This is a genomic window from Chitinophaga sp. (assembly GCF_039596155.1).
GTDB lineage: Bacteria > Bacteroidota > Bacteroidia > Chitinophagales > Chitinophagaceae > Chitinophaga.
In genome coordinates this window covers 51045-64693 of the sequence record NZ_JBCNKF010000017.1, presented here as the reverse complement: position 1 = coordinate 64693, position 13649 = coordinate 51045, and the positions used below count along the sequence as shown (strand labels likewise).

Sequence of the window (13649 nt, the reverse complement as noted above, 5' to 3'; positions counted from 1 at the left end):
TTCAGTTGAATCTTGTATTTTTCATCCCTGTGAGGGATTCAACAATTACCGACACAGGCAAACTACCAAATAAGAAGTTAATAAAAAAATTTACCGCTGCCGGCAGGATTACAGCGATTAAAGGGAGCATATCCCCGTTCATTCATTGAATAATATTATATTACGAAAGTATTCATTTGCCTACCATTTAATGATCCATGTTACAAAATAAAAAATTGTTATGACGACCCGCTTACATCACCTCGCCCTGCTAATGCTAACTATAGGCACTACACTTCTCTTCAGTTCCCAACCTGTAAAGGCACAGCACGAAAAGGCACATAATCCCATCATCTATGCCGATGTTCCCGATATGTCAATTATACGGGTAGGTAACAACTATTACATGAGCAGTACTACCATGCATATGAGTCCCGGCCTGCCTATTATGAAGTCGACGGATCTGGTCAACTGGAAAATAATTGGTTATGCCTATGACACCTTAGGGAGTATGGACGAATTAAAACTTACGAATGGCAGGAATACCTACGGCAGGGGTTCCTGGGCCAGCAGTCTTCGCTATCATAATGGCATGTACTACGTTACTACCTTTTCCCAGACAACGGGCAAAACTTATATCTACTCCACAAAAGATATAGAAAACGGTTCATGGAAAAGCGTAGAATTTAAGCCGATGATGCACGACCACTCGCTATTTTTCGACGACGATGGCAAGGCATACCTGGTATATGGCAGTGGTAAGATAAAGTTGGTAGAATTAAACAGTGACCTCACAGGTATTGTATCGGGCAGCGAGCAGGTGATCATCGAAAATGCCAGTCTGCCGACATCCCCGACAGGCACCGATGTTGGATTGCCGGCAGAAGGTTCACAGTTATTCAAAATAAAAGGCAGGTACTATCTCTTCAATATTACCTGGCCTGCTGGCGGACAGCGATCTGTGGTGATACACAGGGCAGATAAAATAACCGGCCCCTGGGAAGGAAAGACAGGCCTTCAGGATAAAGGCGTAGCACAGGGTGGTCTGATTGATATGCCTGATGGCAGGTGGTTTGCTTACCTGTTTAGGGACAACGGTGCGGTAGGGCGCATCCCTTACCTGGTTCCCGTGAAGTGGGAAAACGGCTGGCCTGTAACCGGTGAGGATGGAAAGGTGCCAATGGACCTGGATCTCCCCGCTAATCAATCAATCGCTCCGGGTATTGTAGCTTCCGATGAATTTAGCCGCAGCTTACATGATGCCGCCCTTCCGCTGGTGTGGCAATGGAACCATCAACCTGACAACAGGTTGTGGTCACTGAAAACAAGGAAAGGTTTTTTACGCCTGACCACCGGCGATTTGGATACCAGTTTCCTGCAGGCAAGGAACACCTTAACACAGCGCACCTTCGGGCCTACATCATCAGCCCTTACCTCGATCGATGTTTCAGGAATGAAAGACGGTGATTTTGCGGGTCTTTGCCTTCTGCAAAAGGATTTTGGGTGGGTAGGTGTAAAAGTGAACGGGAAAAATAAAACATTGGTGATGGTAAATGCCTCAGGTGGTAATCCGGAAGAAGTCGCCCATATAACGTTGAATAAAAATACCGTCTACCTGAAAGCCGATTGCAATTTTACAGATCGAAAAGATATCGCGGAGTTCTATTATAGTTTGGACGGCAAATCATGGCAGCATATAGGCACATCATTGAAAATGAAGTATACCTTACCTCATTTCATGGGGTATAGATTTGGCTTGTTCAACTATGCGACTAAAGAGGCGGGAGGATACGCTGATTTTGATTATTTCCGCATTTCAGGGGATCTCACACAGCATTTGTCCTCCTACCAGCCCTAAGGAAAGCATTTAATCAACCGGGGCTTTAAAATACTAAAGCCCCACCTGAAACTTCAATACGTTGTCCCGTTACCCATTTCGAATCGTCTGAACACAGGCATGCCCCTACCCCACCTATATCATCTGGTGTTGCGACCCGATCTAAGGCCGCAATGCTGGCAGCCCATGCCTGTGATATGAACGAAAAACATATTGAAGAGCAGCCCAGGTACATGTAGGACTTTTACACCGCAGTGAACGGGAAGAGGCTATCTTCATTTCATTTCGGAAGATAGCCTCACAAAGTCTTTAAAAATCGAAATCAGTTGTCCCTGTCCAGACGGTGTCTGTCAACTGAAAATGGGGAGTTACATTCAGCGAATCTGTATTCAGAAATACGGAGATGGCAGTCAGTGAGCTGCGTAGGGGCCGGATGGGTTTAGTGCCTAACACCACCGCATTTCCGCTTCCATTGATCCAGGTAAGTGTGACCTGCAGCTGTGCCCCGGGGATGGAATCCTTCGCCCTGAAAACGTCGGCCGTATATATCTGGATGGGAAGGGTATCGTTGGTTCGCATGGTATCGGGTATCATCTGTCCACCGTAGGTAGCTTGCAGGTAACCACTGGTCAGGTTATGGATATCGTAGCGGATAGCGAAAGACAGCCTTCTTAATTGAAGGCTAATTGTCGTATTGCTTGCATTGCGGGCCGTGTAGTTGGTACTACCGAAATAAGTATCTGCTTCTGACAAGGGGTAATTAGCAAAAGCGTTTGTAAGGGTATCGGTTACGATCCTCATATTGTCAAGGGAGTCGATGAACCCGGTTTCCATTGTTTCATTTGCAGCATAGAACATGCGATTGCGCAGGGTACGATGTATAGGATAGGCATATTGCTTATACCCATCCGTTGAAAGTTGCCACCACAATCCCATCCCGCTGCCTCTTTTGATAGCAGCTACATTGACGATGTAAGAGCTGTCTTTCAGCAGATCGATACTGATACTGTCAGTGTTGTCAAACAATCCCTGCGCATATAAAGTGCCCTGTCCTGTTCTGATATTCACACCATAAATAGTGCTGTCGTAGGCTGATCTGGCGCCAGATCCGGTTGTGCGAAGATCACCTATACTGGTCGTAATGTCACCGCTTAGCTGTAAGTGTATAGTCACTTTTTCGGCAGTGTTGGGTGAAGGTGGGGGTTGCGTGGTAGCATCTCTTTTGCAGGAAAAGAAAAATGCAGCGAGTATGAAGAGGTAATTTTTCATAATGATAATTACTTAGAATCTGATAGGAGTATTTGTTGACCATGATGTGGTTGAATATTTCAGGCTGAGCGTATTCTTGCCTGTGGTAGTACTACTATCCAGAGCGGGCAGTGTAATATTCACGTTGAGGAGTTGATTCCGGCCGGGCGTAGGCAATGCAGTCGTGCTGCTTCCTATCGTATAAGTACGACCGTCAGGCAACTCCCATTTAATGCCTGCGTTGATATTATATTCACTTAGTATTGGCAAAGTATCTGCCGTTAAGAAAGCGATAGCAGAATAGATACCCAGGTCCTTATTAATAGTGTTAGGATACAATACTTTGCTGGGTAAATAATTGGGCCAACCGAAAGTAACCACCAGTCGTCCCTGTGTGAGCTGGGGGCAAGTGTATTTAATTCCGAATACCAGCCGACGCATGGGGATAGTAATGGTGGGATGGGTAGCATCGACGGTATAACCTTTTACTTCTCCGGCGTAGGTGGTGGCTTCAGCCAGGCTTCCAGTGAAGATCCCGCCGGTGCTATCACTGGTAAAGGTCTGATAGTCGTTGCCATTCTCTCCAAATCCGTAAGCATAGCCAGGAATGTTGGGGACGTAATCCAAATGGTTCTGCACGATCCCAGACATGGGATAGATGAAGAGACGTTTGCCGTCGTCCTGTAAATTGCCATAGATCCATCCCCATTCATAAACATCGGTGTAAAATCCATAGCCGGTGCCGCTTTGCAATACTACCAGCCTGATTCGGTAGGTGTATGCCGGGTCAAGCAGAAAATGGATAGAATCGGGGTTGTCAAAGATCCCCAGGGCGTATGTGGTACTGCCATTCCAGACCTGTACAGAATAGTAAGTGCTGTCGCGTGATGTTCTGCCGGTGATCTTGCCGTTTATCGTGCTGGCAGACTGATCGACGGTAAACTCACCTCCGGGCTGAAGGGTTACCATTACTTTTTGGGAGGGTGTGATCGGTGAGGTAGGTTTGGTGTCTGCATTCTTTTTACATGAACAACAGTACAGGACAAAGGCCACCCCGCAAACAATCAGGGAGATTGTAGTTCTCATTTTTTCGGTTGTTGGGTTTAATTATTCTAAGGAAATGCTACACTTTCCGGGCTGATAGGCAGATAGGTATAGCATAAAAGAAATAGTAGTAATTGTAATTGTTTCCCCTTGAGAATAGCAATTTACGGCAAATTTTGGGTCAGAAGATTACTTGTAGTAGTAGACTGAGTAAGGGGTTTGGTACTTCCACCTTTCTTCATTGGCAATTCGTTTGACTTTAACCCTTGCCAATATTCAAACATCGGAACAATGCGCTGAATTGTTTTACAGAGATCCGCACGCTCTGCTATGGAACCTTGCGGACGCACACATTAAAACAGAAAAATGGTTACAGGAAAGCGGCTTAACCTATACCATTCTGAGAACCTCTTTATACATGGAGTATATACCCTACTTTATCGGTAATGTACTGGAAACCGGTATGATTTACCTTCCTTCAGGTAACGGTAAAATGAGTATGGCCTTACGTTCGGAAATGGCAGAGGCAGCAGCAGTTGTTCTAACTACAGAAGGACATGAAAACAAATCCTACCATTTTGTGAACTCGGAAGCCTGGGGGTATGAAGAAATAGCAGTTTATATTACTGAGGCCACTGGAAAAACAATCCGATATATTTCACCCACCGGACAGGAATTCAGGTCTGCCTTACAGCAAAAAGGGATAGCAATGCCGGAGGAATACATCAGTATTATATTGGCACAGGCTGCGGGAGAGGGAGAGATCGTAAGTGATGATATGGAGAAACTTATTGGTAGAAAACTGACTCCTATGAAAGCATTTTTGCAGAAATTGTATCAGCCCGGCTGATGTCAGGAGGCTTCAGTATATCGGGGAATAAGCAAAGAACCATGAGACGCGGTCATCCTTCAATTCTCTTCAACGGTTCACTGATATGCATACGCAGATTGCCATCCCGTGCCTTCTTATAGGCTTGTTGAAGCATAGAGACCGATTTTATCGTACCCACACTCAGCAGTGTACGACAGATCTCCGACTTTAGGCTGCTATCCGCATATGTAAATTCTTCAATGAGCAACTCCTCCACTTCAGGATCATTTGTATGAGCCAACGCTTTAACTGCCGCCCTCATAATAGCTGCGGTGCCTTCTTTCAGGTATCTTTTAATGGGCGCTATATTCATATCACTGCCTTTGTCTACCTTCCCGAGCCGCGATAATATCGATACAATAACGTGTTCATCGTTACTGTTGTCCACAACATCGATCAGGAAGCTGCATAACTCTGCGTCATTGGTGTTTCCGCAAATACTGCCCAAACACCTGTATATATCCGGCAGCTGCCGGGCGTATACTTCGTCATGCAATAATGCCAGTAGTTCGTTTTTGTGTTTCGGAGAAGATAATTCAAAGGAACGTTGCATGGCAAACCAGGAAACGTCGTCTTCAGAGCTAAAGTGTCCGTTTTGTTGTTGCGCAGCTATTATGGGGGAAATGTGCGCTTCAGAGCTCATGTGAAGCAACAGTGTTTTCATATCCATTTTCTGCATTTCCGCTATCAGTTTCTTTTTAACTGACGTCAGTTGACGCTCCTTATTTTTAAAGAAAGAAAAAAAGGCCACAGGTAAGGGTTTAGGTAACTAATATACAAAATCCCCGGGATATGCATGGTAGCAATAATAAAGCGAAAGAGACTGGTGAACGGCGATTAACATGCTGCCGGCAGCATTATGTCACTAAATCTCCTTTACAGCAGCGTATTCAATACGCCGCCATCAGCCCTTATTGCAGCACCATTGATACAACCAGCAAGCGGACTACAGAGATAAGCAGCAATGCCCGCAATTTCATCAGGTTCAATAAATCGCTGGAGCAATGAATGGGCATTTGTATTCTGGAAGATAGCTGCTTTCATCTCCGGTTCTCCGATATTATTGGCCTGCGCGATATGTTTTACTGCATCGGACACGCCATCCGAATATGTTGGGCCGCCCAGTATGGTATTTACCGTCACCGCTGTTCCTTTGGTAAGTTTGGATAAGCCATTGCTCAGAGATAGCATAGCCGTTTTGGTGATGCCGTAGTGGATCATATTGGCAGGAACGTTCACCCCGGATTCACTGCTGATAAACAGGATCCTCCCCCATTGTTGGGCAATCATCTTCGGTAATACCATACGCGACAAACGTACGCCGCTCATTACATTTATATCAAACATGTTCTTCCATTCACTGTCCTCAATGCGCCCGAAGTCTTTTAATGCGAAAATACCAACGTTATTCACCAGGATATCAATAGAAGGAAGCTTTTCCAGCAGCTGATATACTTCGTGTTCGCTTGAAAAATCAGCAGCTATACCAGTAACATCAGCTTCCGGCCTAATGGCGATTAACTTCCGCATCGCTGCGTCTATTTTATCCTGTGTTCTCCCGTTAATAATAACACGCGCTCCCTCTTTCACCAACTGTGCTGCGATCGCAAACCCTATTCCTTTTGTAGAGCCGCTAATAAAGGCTGTTTTCCCTTTTAATTGCAAATTCATATGTATCTACTATTATTGTAGTGATCGTTACAAATATCTATAAAAAAAAGTCAGCCTAGCGCTGACAGTTGTAATTCTATTAGTTTTTGCAGGCTTTGCGGGTTAGGATACATACGCCTGGTGACATTGAGGCCATTCCAAACGGTGATCAGGTAACGTGCCAGCAGCTCTGCAGAAGACGGATTGGTGACCTCTCCCTTTTCCTTCCCTTTTTGTATTGCCCATGCGAACATCTTCTCCACTTCTTTCAATATAATTACCGCTTCCTGTTCCAGTTCTTCGTCCAGAAAAGTCATTTCTACTACGGTATTGGACACAATACATCCTTTCAGATGGTCTTTCTCATTGGCTGTTGCCAAAGACCTGAAAAAAGCCTTAATATCATTAATGGGTGAATTACTTGCTTTTAACTGTGCTTTAAATGCCATAAACGCTTTCCTGCGTTGCTGCAAAGCTTTGCTGAAGAGCTCTTTTTTGCCTCCCTTAAAAGTATTGTAAAAGCTACCACTTCCCATATCCATCGCTTTCAACAGGTCATCGAGCGACGTGGCTGCATATCCTTTCTGCCAAAATACCTGCTGGGCTTTCTCTACAACATTTTCCTGGTTAAAGGTGGATGGTCTGCCTTTCATATTTTTGTAATAATCATTACAAATGTATGAAAAATAACATTTCGGTGGTAAAAATCTAATGTGCTTACTTGCTACAACCTGGCGGAGTAAACTATTTTCAAAAAATCTGATCAAAGGGCCTGATCCCGCCAACACGGACCTTACATTTATAGAACCACTATCGCAAAAGAAGTATAGCCTGGATCCGGATGCATTTGATATCATACAAAAACCACCGTTTACAATAAGTTCGCTTCCACAAACTGTTCAATTGGTAATGACTTCCCTGCGATCTTTAGGATTACCAGATGGAACCTGTTACCGTGACATTTTTACTGCCGCCCAAAACGCCGGCTTGCATCTCTGCCCGCCAGAGATAGGACTTCAGCTACAACTGCATTATATGGACCAGCCTTTTGAAGAAACATTGGTGATCGGTATGCAGCCGCTGGAAGACAATGACGGCCTTCCCAGCGTCTTCACGGTTCATCATTGGGATTGGGCAGTGGCACTGGGTGCAGCATGTTGCGGTATGAGCAATGTTGAAGACGAATGGCATGCAGATAGTAACTGGGTTTTCATGATCGGATAAAAACATTATAATACACGATTTCAGCCTGTATTACTCTCTCCAGAAAACTGTTGAAGAAAAATCGCTTTTATCTATAAATCCTTTATACCTTGAGTCTAAGGCATTGTGCCTATTATCCCCCAACACAAAAAATGCATTCTCAGGCACTTTAACCGGTCCAAAATTATCGGAGTTCCAATCGTTATTGAAAATACTACTTATAGCTGAATCCTTATATGATTGCAAAATAACTTTTCGTTTTCCCTGTAAGTTGTGTTCTCTTGCGAAATCATCCGACAGGGGGATGCACAAAGAATCTGCTGACAATGTTATCACAAAATCTTTTGGCACGGTAACTAAAGTCTTTATATGTTCAAACTCTTTTTTTGTAAGAATGTAGTTGTGACTCAGTTTTAAATCCTTATCAAGGTTTTGGTTATTAACGAATAATATACCATTTCTTATTTCTACAATGTCACCGGGCAACCCACACAATCTATAAATATTAGGCTGTCTGCCGAAAGGCGATTCTCCCATAAACCAGATAAAATCCAATCTCTTTGGCGTGATAAACCTTGATCCCAGCATACCACCGTTTATTTTTATAGAAGGTTCATTTGCTATAGTCGGGGCTTTGTAGTATTGAAAAACATTGACCCATTTAACTGTTGTCCAAAGTCCGAAGACAATACATACAAATACTAAGATAAATTTTCTTTTGTTTTTCATTTAGCGATGTCTTTTAATTTGCATCCGGTTTAGATGCTATGTTTGTGAGGGATTATACGGACGAGATCAAATATATAGTAAAATATTATACAATTTAAAGGTATTCGCCGTATTTTTAGACGCTATGAAATGTAATTAGAATAGATTTGAAAAACAAAGTATGAATAACAAAATCTAACAAAGAGTTTGAAATACGTTTTCCCTAATATATTTACTCAGTTCTCACTATTTAGATACCGGCCATGAATGAAGCACGTAAACAATTTCAGGAAGTACTCGATGAACTCTATACACTTACAACACAAAAGAAAGTAAAGTTTCTGGAAGCCCTGATATTCTATTTTACAATTACCGCTCGTGGAATATGGTCGGATGATAAATCATCCGATGCTGAAAAGGTAGGAGCATTCAAATGGTTGAACGAGTTATCACATAGAATCTGGAATTTACGGTTTGAGCTCCAACGAGGTGAAGATAACGATAGTATCGTCCGACTGTATGAAAACATACAATTTTACGGCGAACAGTCTGGCCTATTGAGCAATCATTTGTTACCAGCAATTTTGGCTGCCTTCGAAAATTTTAAAGCCAATTCGTCTTTATGATCAATATTACCTCGTTCGAGATGCTTGACAATGCCATCAGGCTGGCTGGCGGAAAACCTGTTGTACTGGAAGCTTTGTGGGATGGAGATACCGCTGGATGGTATTTGTATTTGAACTTACATGTAAAAGTAAAAAAACTCTTTTCTACCAAAAAGGAAGTTAAGTATATAGGTACAATCCGCCTGGGGCAAGATATCAGGTTATTCAATGGCACAGTACCACCCTGGCCTGAGGCAGAGTTGGCAAAAGAATGGGGTAAGATAGCCAGTGAAAAATATGGATTGATTTTTTACTTTCCATCAGATAAAGAACCGGATAGTGATTGCCCGGGTTGGGATTCAAGGCATTTGGCCATTCAATGTGCTGATTGCGCGAAGATGATCATCCCTACCGACAGCCCTTACCTGCCAAAGGATATTTGTTATAGTTGTCATCTAAAGCGGGAGTTCAGGAATAACATAAAAAATGCCGAACCTTACGACGATGGCATCATTTTGTACATGGTAAAAGATAAAGCCTATCATCATTTAGGCTATAGTAGTTTTTTAGATGAATTTGCCATCGCCCCGTTCATTGCCGATACTGTGCAAGCCCGCCGTAAGGGAAAACAGGTAGATATCGTTACCCTTAACGAGCTGGATATCTCAATTATAAAAGGAAAAATTGAGCAGGTGCTTGATGAAAAAGTGGCAGTTTATAAATCGGCAGAATTTCCACCTAATTTCCCTGAAAATTTTAAAAGTAGGATCAAAAGATATACGGTCCAATACAAGGGAAATACATACGAATTGATAGAGCAGTTTGACAAAGAGCATGCGAAAATTGGCGGTTTAGTGCAGGCGCTCAAAATGGTTGATAAAGCCATTTCCGGGAATTACTGTTTCAAGATCTATTTCAGGAATGGGTTTACTTACCGGGATGATGCTGTATTACGGTTTGTGAACTTTGTTAGTAATGGCTCAACCTCCCTGGCGGCTATTGAGCAACAGTACAGCGGCACATTAACGAAAACGGAGGTGCAGGATACGGTTAAAAAGATGGAGAAGGCTGGTTGTTTGAAAATAGAGGGAGAAATTGTACAGGCTACAGATCTAACCGGGAAACTATTGTAGATTGATAAGATCTACGATGCAAGCGTTTACACCTAAGTTTAAGAGATAGCCATAAATCTGATTAATTCAATTATAATAGGCAATAAAACTACAACGCATGGAATCTGTATGGTTATTTAATGGAGAAACAGGACGATTTGCCTCCGCAGTTTTTACAGAATTAACTTTTGCTGAAGATTGGGTTAAAGCAAACCGATTGACAGGAACCCTGACAAGGTACCCAGTCAATATTGGGGTTTATGACTGGGCATTGAATGAAGGAATATTTAACATAAAAAAAGAAGAACATACAAGTCCGGTATTTATCGGCAATTTCACTTCTGCCGGTCAGGAGCACTATCATTATGAAAATGGAGATAGATCTTAATGGTAATCCGTTCGAATAGCTAAAATCTCATTGAAAAATGAACTATTCCACATTAATGCCATTGCAATAACGCATGCCCCCATAAATGCACCTTCTGGCATTCCAAAAAATATCGTCTGGTAATGAACTAAGCTTTATTTAACGCCCCCTTTTCAATCAATATTGCCACACATGTGATCTGGCAAAAGTGATTCAGGGATTACACCAATCGCAATACATAGGTGATTCACAGGTTTTTTGATGCGGATACCTGCGTTCCTCAGTATAATTGCATTTTTGACAACCAAAAACATGTGATAGTGTACTTTTCGTAGGCAATGAGCACAGTTCACACGGCAATCCTGCTACGACCTCAATTACATCGAAACCTGGTGTTTTACACTGAGGACATAAGCAGCGAATAGAACTAAGGAGCTTTAATGTAACTTCCTCAATGACCTTCATTCGTGTAGGATTAAACATAGCTCTCATATCTGTCTCAAGGAAGAATTGTTCCTGCGTATGTAGATACGTCAAAGCGACCTCTCTCAATTTCTCCCACGTATGTATTCCCTTTACGATACCATCTAGCGCATTTTTCTCCTTTCTCGCAATTATTGCGTGGGACGGGAAAAGCGCCGCATTCGCAAATTGCTCTACATCTTGCCACGATTTCATGACGGCCCCATAAAAATTAGTGTTAGTCGTTACAATCCTGGCTTTGAACTCGAGGCCGTTCTGCAAGTCTGATAGAACAACGATCTCATCGTCGGCAGACGCGAATAAAATACCTGGATGAGGCCCAAAAGAGCCCTCGCTGCTTATTGCGAGCGAACAGTCGTATTGTTCGCTCGCAGCTTTACATTTCAACCTGGCTGTCTGGAGTGGGTCGTTTAATCTTTCAATTTCTCCACTGAATGTGCCAAAGCGGTCTGTATCGAAATACTTCGGAATAACTGGGATCAACCCCAATTGTTTAAGCACCGGTACAATAACTTCTTCTTTTTTGTGCATAGTAGCAATCACTACTTTTCGCCCAGCAAAAAACTCCATTATCATGCATTTTGATAGTCAGGACAGAACTCAAGCGTAAGACTTGCACGAAGCGCAACATGCTTGTAGCTACCATTCTTCAGAAGCTGATTGATCCTCCTGTGCTCGCTTTCTAATTCTTTTATTCTTTTCTCACTATGCTTAATGTTCTCCTCAGACGAATTCACAGTATCAATTCTGGCAAGGTGAAAATCAATCTTAACCTTTAAAAGCCTGGACAAAAGCGTCTCTGCTTCAGCAGCAGTGTATCTGCCATCTACTAACAATGTATCCATATTATTTATTTCTGGTTTGACGATTACTGTCCCTGCGCTGCCGTGAACGCTGGCTTTCCGTCCATTAAATAGAGGTTTTCTGTTTTAATGACCGCTAGTTTGCAATGATGTACTTTTTGTAGCAGGTCTATTACCACCTGGTAACTCACTCCTTGTTGCGAGTCGCGGGTAAAGCGGCAACGCCAGTGATCCGTGCAGAATGTTTCCGGAAAACCGTTGGGCCAAACCTTAGTACCTCTGTTGGTGATCATTTTCAATTCCATACCACCTGACTCCAGTCCTTTTAGAATTTCTGCAAGATGCTCAGGGTTTCTATCCTTGTGGTGAAGGAAAATGTCCACGCCTACCAGTTCTTTCACTGCTTCATGTGTTGGTGACAATTGAATATCGAAATGTTTGTCGCCATTTGCGTAGCTCACTGTCGCGAATTTCAGGGGAAAGCTCCCCAACCGATCGACAACAGCATCCGCAAATTCCTGTGTCCCTACTTTTTTCCTAGAAATTGTCTCCTTGTAAATATCAGCAGTGTGAATACCGTCCTCTATCGTTCTAAGCCAGGCATTGTGTATTCTTTCAGCAACATCCGATTGTTTGATATGGACCAGCATCTGAACGGCCGCAAGGATCAGGCCGGATGGGTTAGCTGTATTCAAACCGGCAATCCCTGGTGCCGAACCGTGAATGGCTTCAAACATTGCAAATCCATCGCCGATGTTTGCACTTCCTGCTAGTCCGACCGATCCTGTAATTTGCGCAGCTACATCACTTAGAATATCTCCGTATAAGTTCGGCATTACAATGACATCGAATGCCTCAGGGGTTTCTGCAAGCCTGGCGGCACCTATATCTACTATCCAGTGTTCTTTTTCCAGGTCGGGGTACTCCTCTCCTATTTGATTGAAGGTCTTATGGAAAAGACCATCTGTCATTTTCATAATATTATCCTTGGTAAAGCAGGTCACCTTTTTTCGACCATAAGCGCGCGCATATTCAAAGGCATACCTGATGATCTTCTCTGTACCCGGCTTGGAGATCAGCTTCAGGCATTGTATCACTTCATCCGTTTGTTGATGTTCAATACCAGCATACAGGTCTTCCTCATTCTCTCTTACTATCACCACATCCATTATGGGGTGTTTAGTGTGTATGTAGGGGTGATAGGACACGCACGGACGAATATTTGCATAGAGTCCCAGGACTTTCCTTGTAGTTACATTAAGGCTTTTGAAGCCACCACCCTGGGGTGTTGTTATAGGGGCTTTAAGAAACACTTTTGTTTTCCTCAGGGAATTCCAGGCATCGTTACCTATTCCGGACGAATTTCCGTTGAGGTAGACTTTTTCGCCAATTTCTATTTCTTCGATTCGTATGCGGGCCCCTGCCGCTTTTAGTATTTTCAAACAGGCCTTCATTATTTCAGGGCCAATTCCATCCCCGTGTGCCACGGTAATAGACGTAAGATTTTGTGTCTGTTCAGTCACTACTGTTGATTGATCGTTGAGCGTGTTGGTCATAATATATTTGTCGATTAAAGTTTTGCCTGGTTCTACTTTTTCTGGTTGGAACTTTAAGTCCGTTAAGTCCCGCCGCCTATAATCCCGATTTTCAAGTCATCAAACATCATTGGCTTTTTTTGTTCTGTTCACAAGGCAAATGTCTATCTAATGTTCCATTAATTTCTATTTAACTTTAGTATG

At 43.0% G+C, this 13649-nt stretch carries 16 protein-coding genes; 6 read left to right on the top strand and 10 right to left on the bottom strand.

Annotated elements, in window-relative coordinates:
* Nucleotides 1–220 precede the first annotated feature (220 nt).
* On the top strand, nt 221–1837 hold the full coding sequence (locus tag ABDW33_RS17260) for a glycoside hydrolase 43 family protein (protein ID WP_343691329.1): 1617 nt from the start codon (nt 221–223) through the stop codon (nt 1835–1837).
* 25 nt (nt 1838–1862) lie between these two features.
* Here the strand turns inward: ABDW33_RS17260 and ABDW33_RS17255 are convergent, their stop codons facing one another.
* The 3 genes from ABDW33_RS17255 to ABDW33_RS17245 form a co-directional block, all read right to left on the bottom strand.
* A complete protein-coding gene (locus tag ABDW33_RS17255) occupies nt 1863–2051 on the bottom strand; it encodes an SDR family oxidoreductase (RefSeq protein ID WP_343691328.1) in 189 nt (62 codons plus the stop codon).
* Between the two features lie 74 nt (nt 2052–2125).
* Entirely contained in the window at nt 2126–3085 is a 960-nt protein-coding gene (locus ABDW33_RS17250) for a hypothetical protein (protein WP_343691327.1), read from the bottom strand.
* Between the two features lie 12 nt (nt 3086–3097).
* Nucleotides 3098–4150 carry a hypothetical protein gene (locus tag ABDW33_RS17245; RefSeq protein ID WP_343691326.1) on the bottom strand — a complete coding sequence of 351 codons (1053 nt, stop codon included), beginning with the start codon at nt 4148–4150 and terminating at the stop codon, nt 3098–3100.
* A gap of 376 nt (nt 4151–4526) precedes the next feature.
* On the opposite strand from ABDW33_RS17245, the gene ABDW33_RS17240 reads away from it, so the two are divergent.
* On the top strand, nt 4527–4958 hold the full coding sequence (locus tag ABDW33_RS17240; protein WP_343691325.1) for a hypothetical protein: 432 nt from the start codon (nt 4527–4529) through the stop codon (nt 4956–4958).
* A 52-nt stretch (nt 4959–5010) separates the two neighbouring features.
* Here ABDW33_RS17240 and ABDW33_RS17235 read toward each other — a convergent pair whose 3' ends face one another.
* From ABDW33_RS17235 to ABDW33_RS17225, 3 genes are all read right to left on the bottom strand, one after another.
* A complete protein-coding gene (locus tag ABDW33_RS17235) occupies nt 5011–5730 on the bottom strand; it encodes a HEAT repeat domain-containing protein (protein ID WP_343691324.1) in 720 nt (239 codons plus the stop codon).
* A 125-nt stretch (nt 5731–5855) separates the two neighbouring features.
* The gene (locus ABDW33_RS17230; protein ID WP_343691323.1) at nt 5856–6650 is read right to left on the bottom strand and encodes an SDR family oxidoreductase; all 795 of its coding nucleotides are present in this window, start codon (nt 6648–6650) and stop codon (nt 5856–5858) included.
* Between the two features lie 50 nt (nt 6651–6700).
* A complete protein-coding gene (locus ABDW33_RS17225) occupies nt 6701–7282 on the bottom strand; it encodes a TetR/AcrR family transcriptional regulator (protein ID WP_343691322.1) in 582 nt (193 codons plus the stop codon).
* 58 nt (nt 7283–7340) lie between these two features.
* Between ABDW33_RS17225 and ABDW33_RS17220 the strand changes: the two genes are divergently transcribed.
* Nucleotides 7341–7853, top strand: coding sequence for a hypothetical protein (locus ABDW33_RS17220; protein WP_343691321.1), 513 nt, complete (start codon nt 7341–7343; stop codon nt 7851–7853).
* Between the two features lie 30 nt (nt 7854–7883).
* Here ABDW33_RS17220 and ABDW33_RS17215 read toward each other — a convergent pair whose 3' ends face one another.
* Entirely contained in the window at nt 7884–8561 is a 678-nt protein-coding gene (locus ABDW33_RS17215; RefSeq protein WP_343691320.1) for a S26 family signal peptidase, read from the bottom strand.
* A gap of 242 nt (nt 8562–8803) precedes the next feature.
* Between ABDW33_RS17215 and ABDW33_RS17210 the strand changes: the two genes are divergently transcribed.
* The 3 genes from ABDW33_RS17210 (at nt 8804) to ABDW33_RS17200 (ending at nt 10645) form a co-directional block, all read left to right on the top strand.
* Complete coding sequence (locus ABDW33_RS17210) at nt 8804–9166, top strand: hypothetical protein (RefSeq protein ID WP_343691319.1); 363 nt, start codon at nt 8804–8806, stop codon at nt 9164–9166.
* Nucleotides 9163–10278, top strand: coding sequence for a hypothetical protein (locus tag ABDW33_RS17205; protein ID WP_343691318.1), 1116 nt, complete (start codon nt 9163–9165; stop codon nt 10276–10278). The genes ABDW33_RS17210 and ABDW33_RS17205 overlap by 4 nt, the downstream gene beginning before the upstream one ends.
* A 97-nt stretch (nt 10279–10375) precedes the next feature.
* Nucleotides 10376–10645 (top strand): hypothetical protein, encoded by a 270-nt coding sequence (locus tag ABDW33_RS17200; RefSeq protein WP_343691317.1) that lies wholly within the window; start codon nt 10376–10378, stop codon nt 10643–10645.
* A gap of 192 nt (nt 10646–10837) precedes the next feature.
* On the opposite strand, the gene ABDW33_RS17195 is transcribed toward ABDW33_RS17200, so the two are convergent.
* The 3 genes from ABDW33_RS17195 to ABDW33_RS17185 are packed head-to-tail and all read right to left on the bottom strand — an operon-like array spanning nt 10838 to nt 13466.
* Nucleotides 10838–11677: a DUF6671 family protein gene (locus ABDW33_RS17195; RefSeq protein ID WP_343691316.1), complete on the bottom strand. Its 840-nt coding sequence runs from the start codon at nt 11675–11677 to the stop codon at nt 10838–10840.
* Between the two features lie 2 nt (nt 11678–11679).
* Nucleotides 11680–11952: a hypothetical protein gene (locus ABDW33_RS17190; RefSeq protein ID WP_343691315.1), complete on the bottom strand. Its 273-nt coding sequence runs from the start codon at nt 11950–11952 to the stop codon at nt 11680–11682.
* Between the two features lie 23 nt (nt 11953–11975).
* Nucleotides 11976–13466 (bottom strand): NADP-dependent isocitrate dehydrogenase, encoded by a 1491-nt coding sequence (locus ABDW33_RS17185; protein WP_343691314.1) that lies wholly within the window; start codon nt 13464–13466, stop codon nt 11976–11978.
* Nucleotides 13467–13649 lie beyond the last annotated feature (183 nt).

Coding starts and splice junctions, on each gene's coding strand:
- ABDW33_RS17250 (WP_343691327.1), bottom strand. CDS start 3,085: ATGAAAAATTACCTCTTCATACTCGCTGCATTTTTCTTTTCCTGCAAA.
- ABDW33_RS17205 (WP_343691318.1), top strand. CDS start 9,163: ATGATCAATATTACCTCGTTCGAGATGCTTGACAATGCCATCAGGCTG.
- ABDW33_RS17245 (WP_343691326.1), bottom strand. CDS start 4,150: ATGAGAACTACAATCTCCCTGATTGTTTGCGGGGTGGCCTTTGTCCTG.
- ABDW33_RS17220 (WP_343691321.1), top strand. CDS start 7,341: ATGTGCTTACTTGCTACAACCTGGCGGAGTAAACTATTTTCAAAAAAT.
- ABDW33_RS17225 (WP_343691322.1), bottom strand. CDS start 7,282: ATGAAAGGCAGACCATCCACCTTTAACCAGGAAAATGTTGTAGAGAAA.
- ABDW33_RS17255 (WP_343691328.1), bottom strand. CDS start 2,051: ATGTACCTGGGCTGCTCTTCAATATGTTTTTCGTTCATATCACAGGCA.
- ABDW33_RS17230 (WP_343691323.1), bottom strand. CDS start 6,650: ATGAATTTGCAATTAAAAGGGAAAACAGCCTTTATTAGCGGCTCTACA.
- ABDW33_RS17240 (WP_343691325.1), top strand. CDS start 4,527: ATGGAGTATATACCCTACTTTATCGGTAATGTACTGGAAACCGGTATG.
- ABDW33_RS17215 (WP_343691320.1), bottom strand. CDS start 8,561: ATGAAAAACAAAAGAAAATTTATCTTAGTATTTGTATGTATTGTCTTC.
- ABDW33_RS17200 (WP_343691317.1), top strand. CDS start 10,376: ATGGAATCTGTATGGTTATTTAATGGAGAAACAGGACGATTTGCCTCC.
- ABDW33_RS17185 (WP_343691314.1), bottom strand. CDS start 13,466: ATGACCAACACGCTCAACGATCAATCAACAGTAGTGACTGAACAGACA.
- ABDW33_RS17195 (WP_343691316.1), bottom strand. CDS start 11,677: ATGGAGTTTTTTGCTGGGCGAAAAGTAGTGATTGCTACTATGCACAAA.
- ABDW33_RS17190 (WP_343691315.1), bottom strand. CDS start 11,952: ATGGATACATTGTTAGTAGATGGCAGATACACTGCTGCTGAAGCAGAG.
- ABDW33_RS17260 (WP_343691329.1), top strand. CDS start 221: ATGACGACCCGCTTACATCACCTCGCCCTGCTAATGCTAACTATAGGC.
- ABDW33_RS17210 (WP_343691319.1), top strand. CDS start 8,804: ATGAATGAAGCACGTAAACAATTTCAGGAAGTACTCGATGAACTCTAT.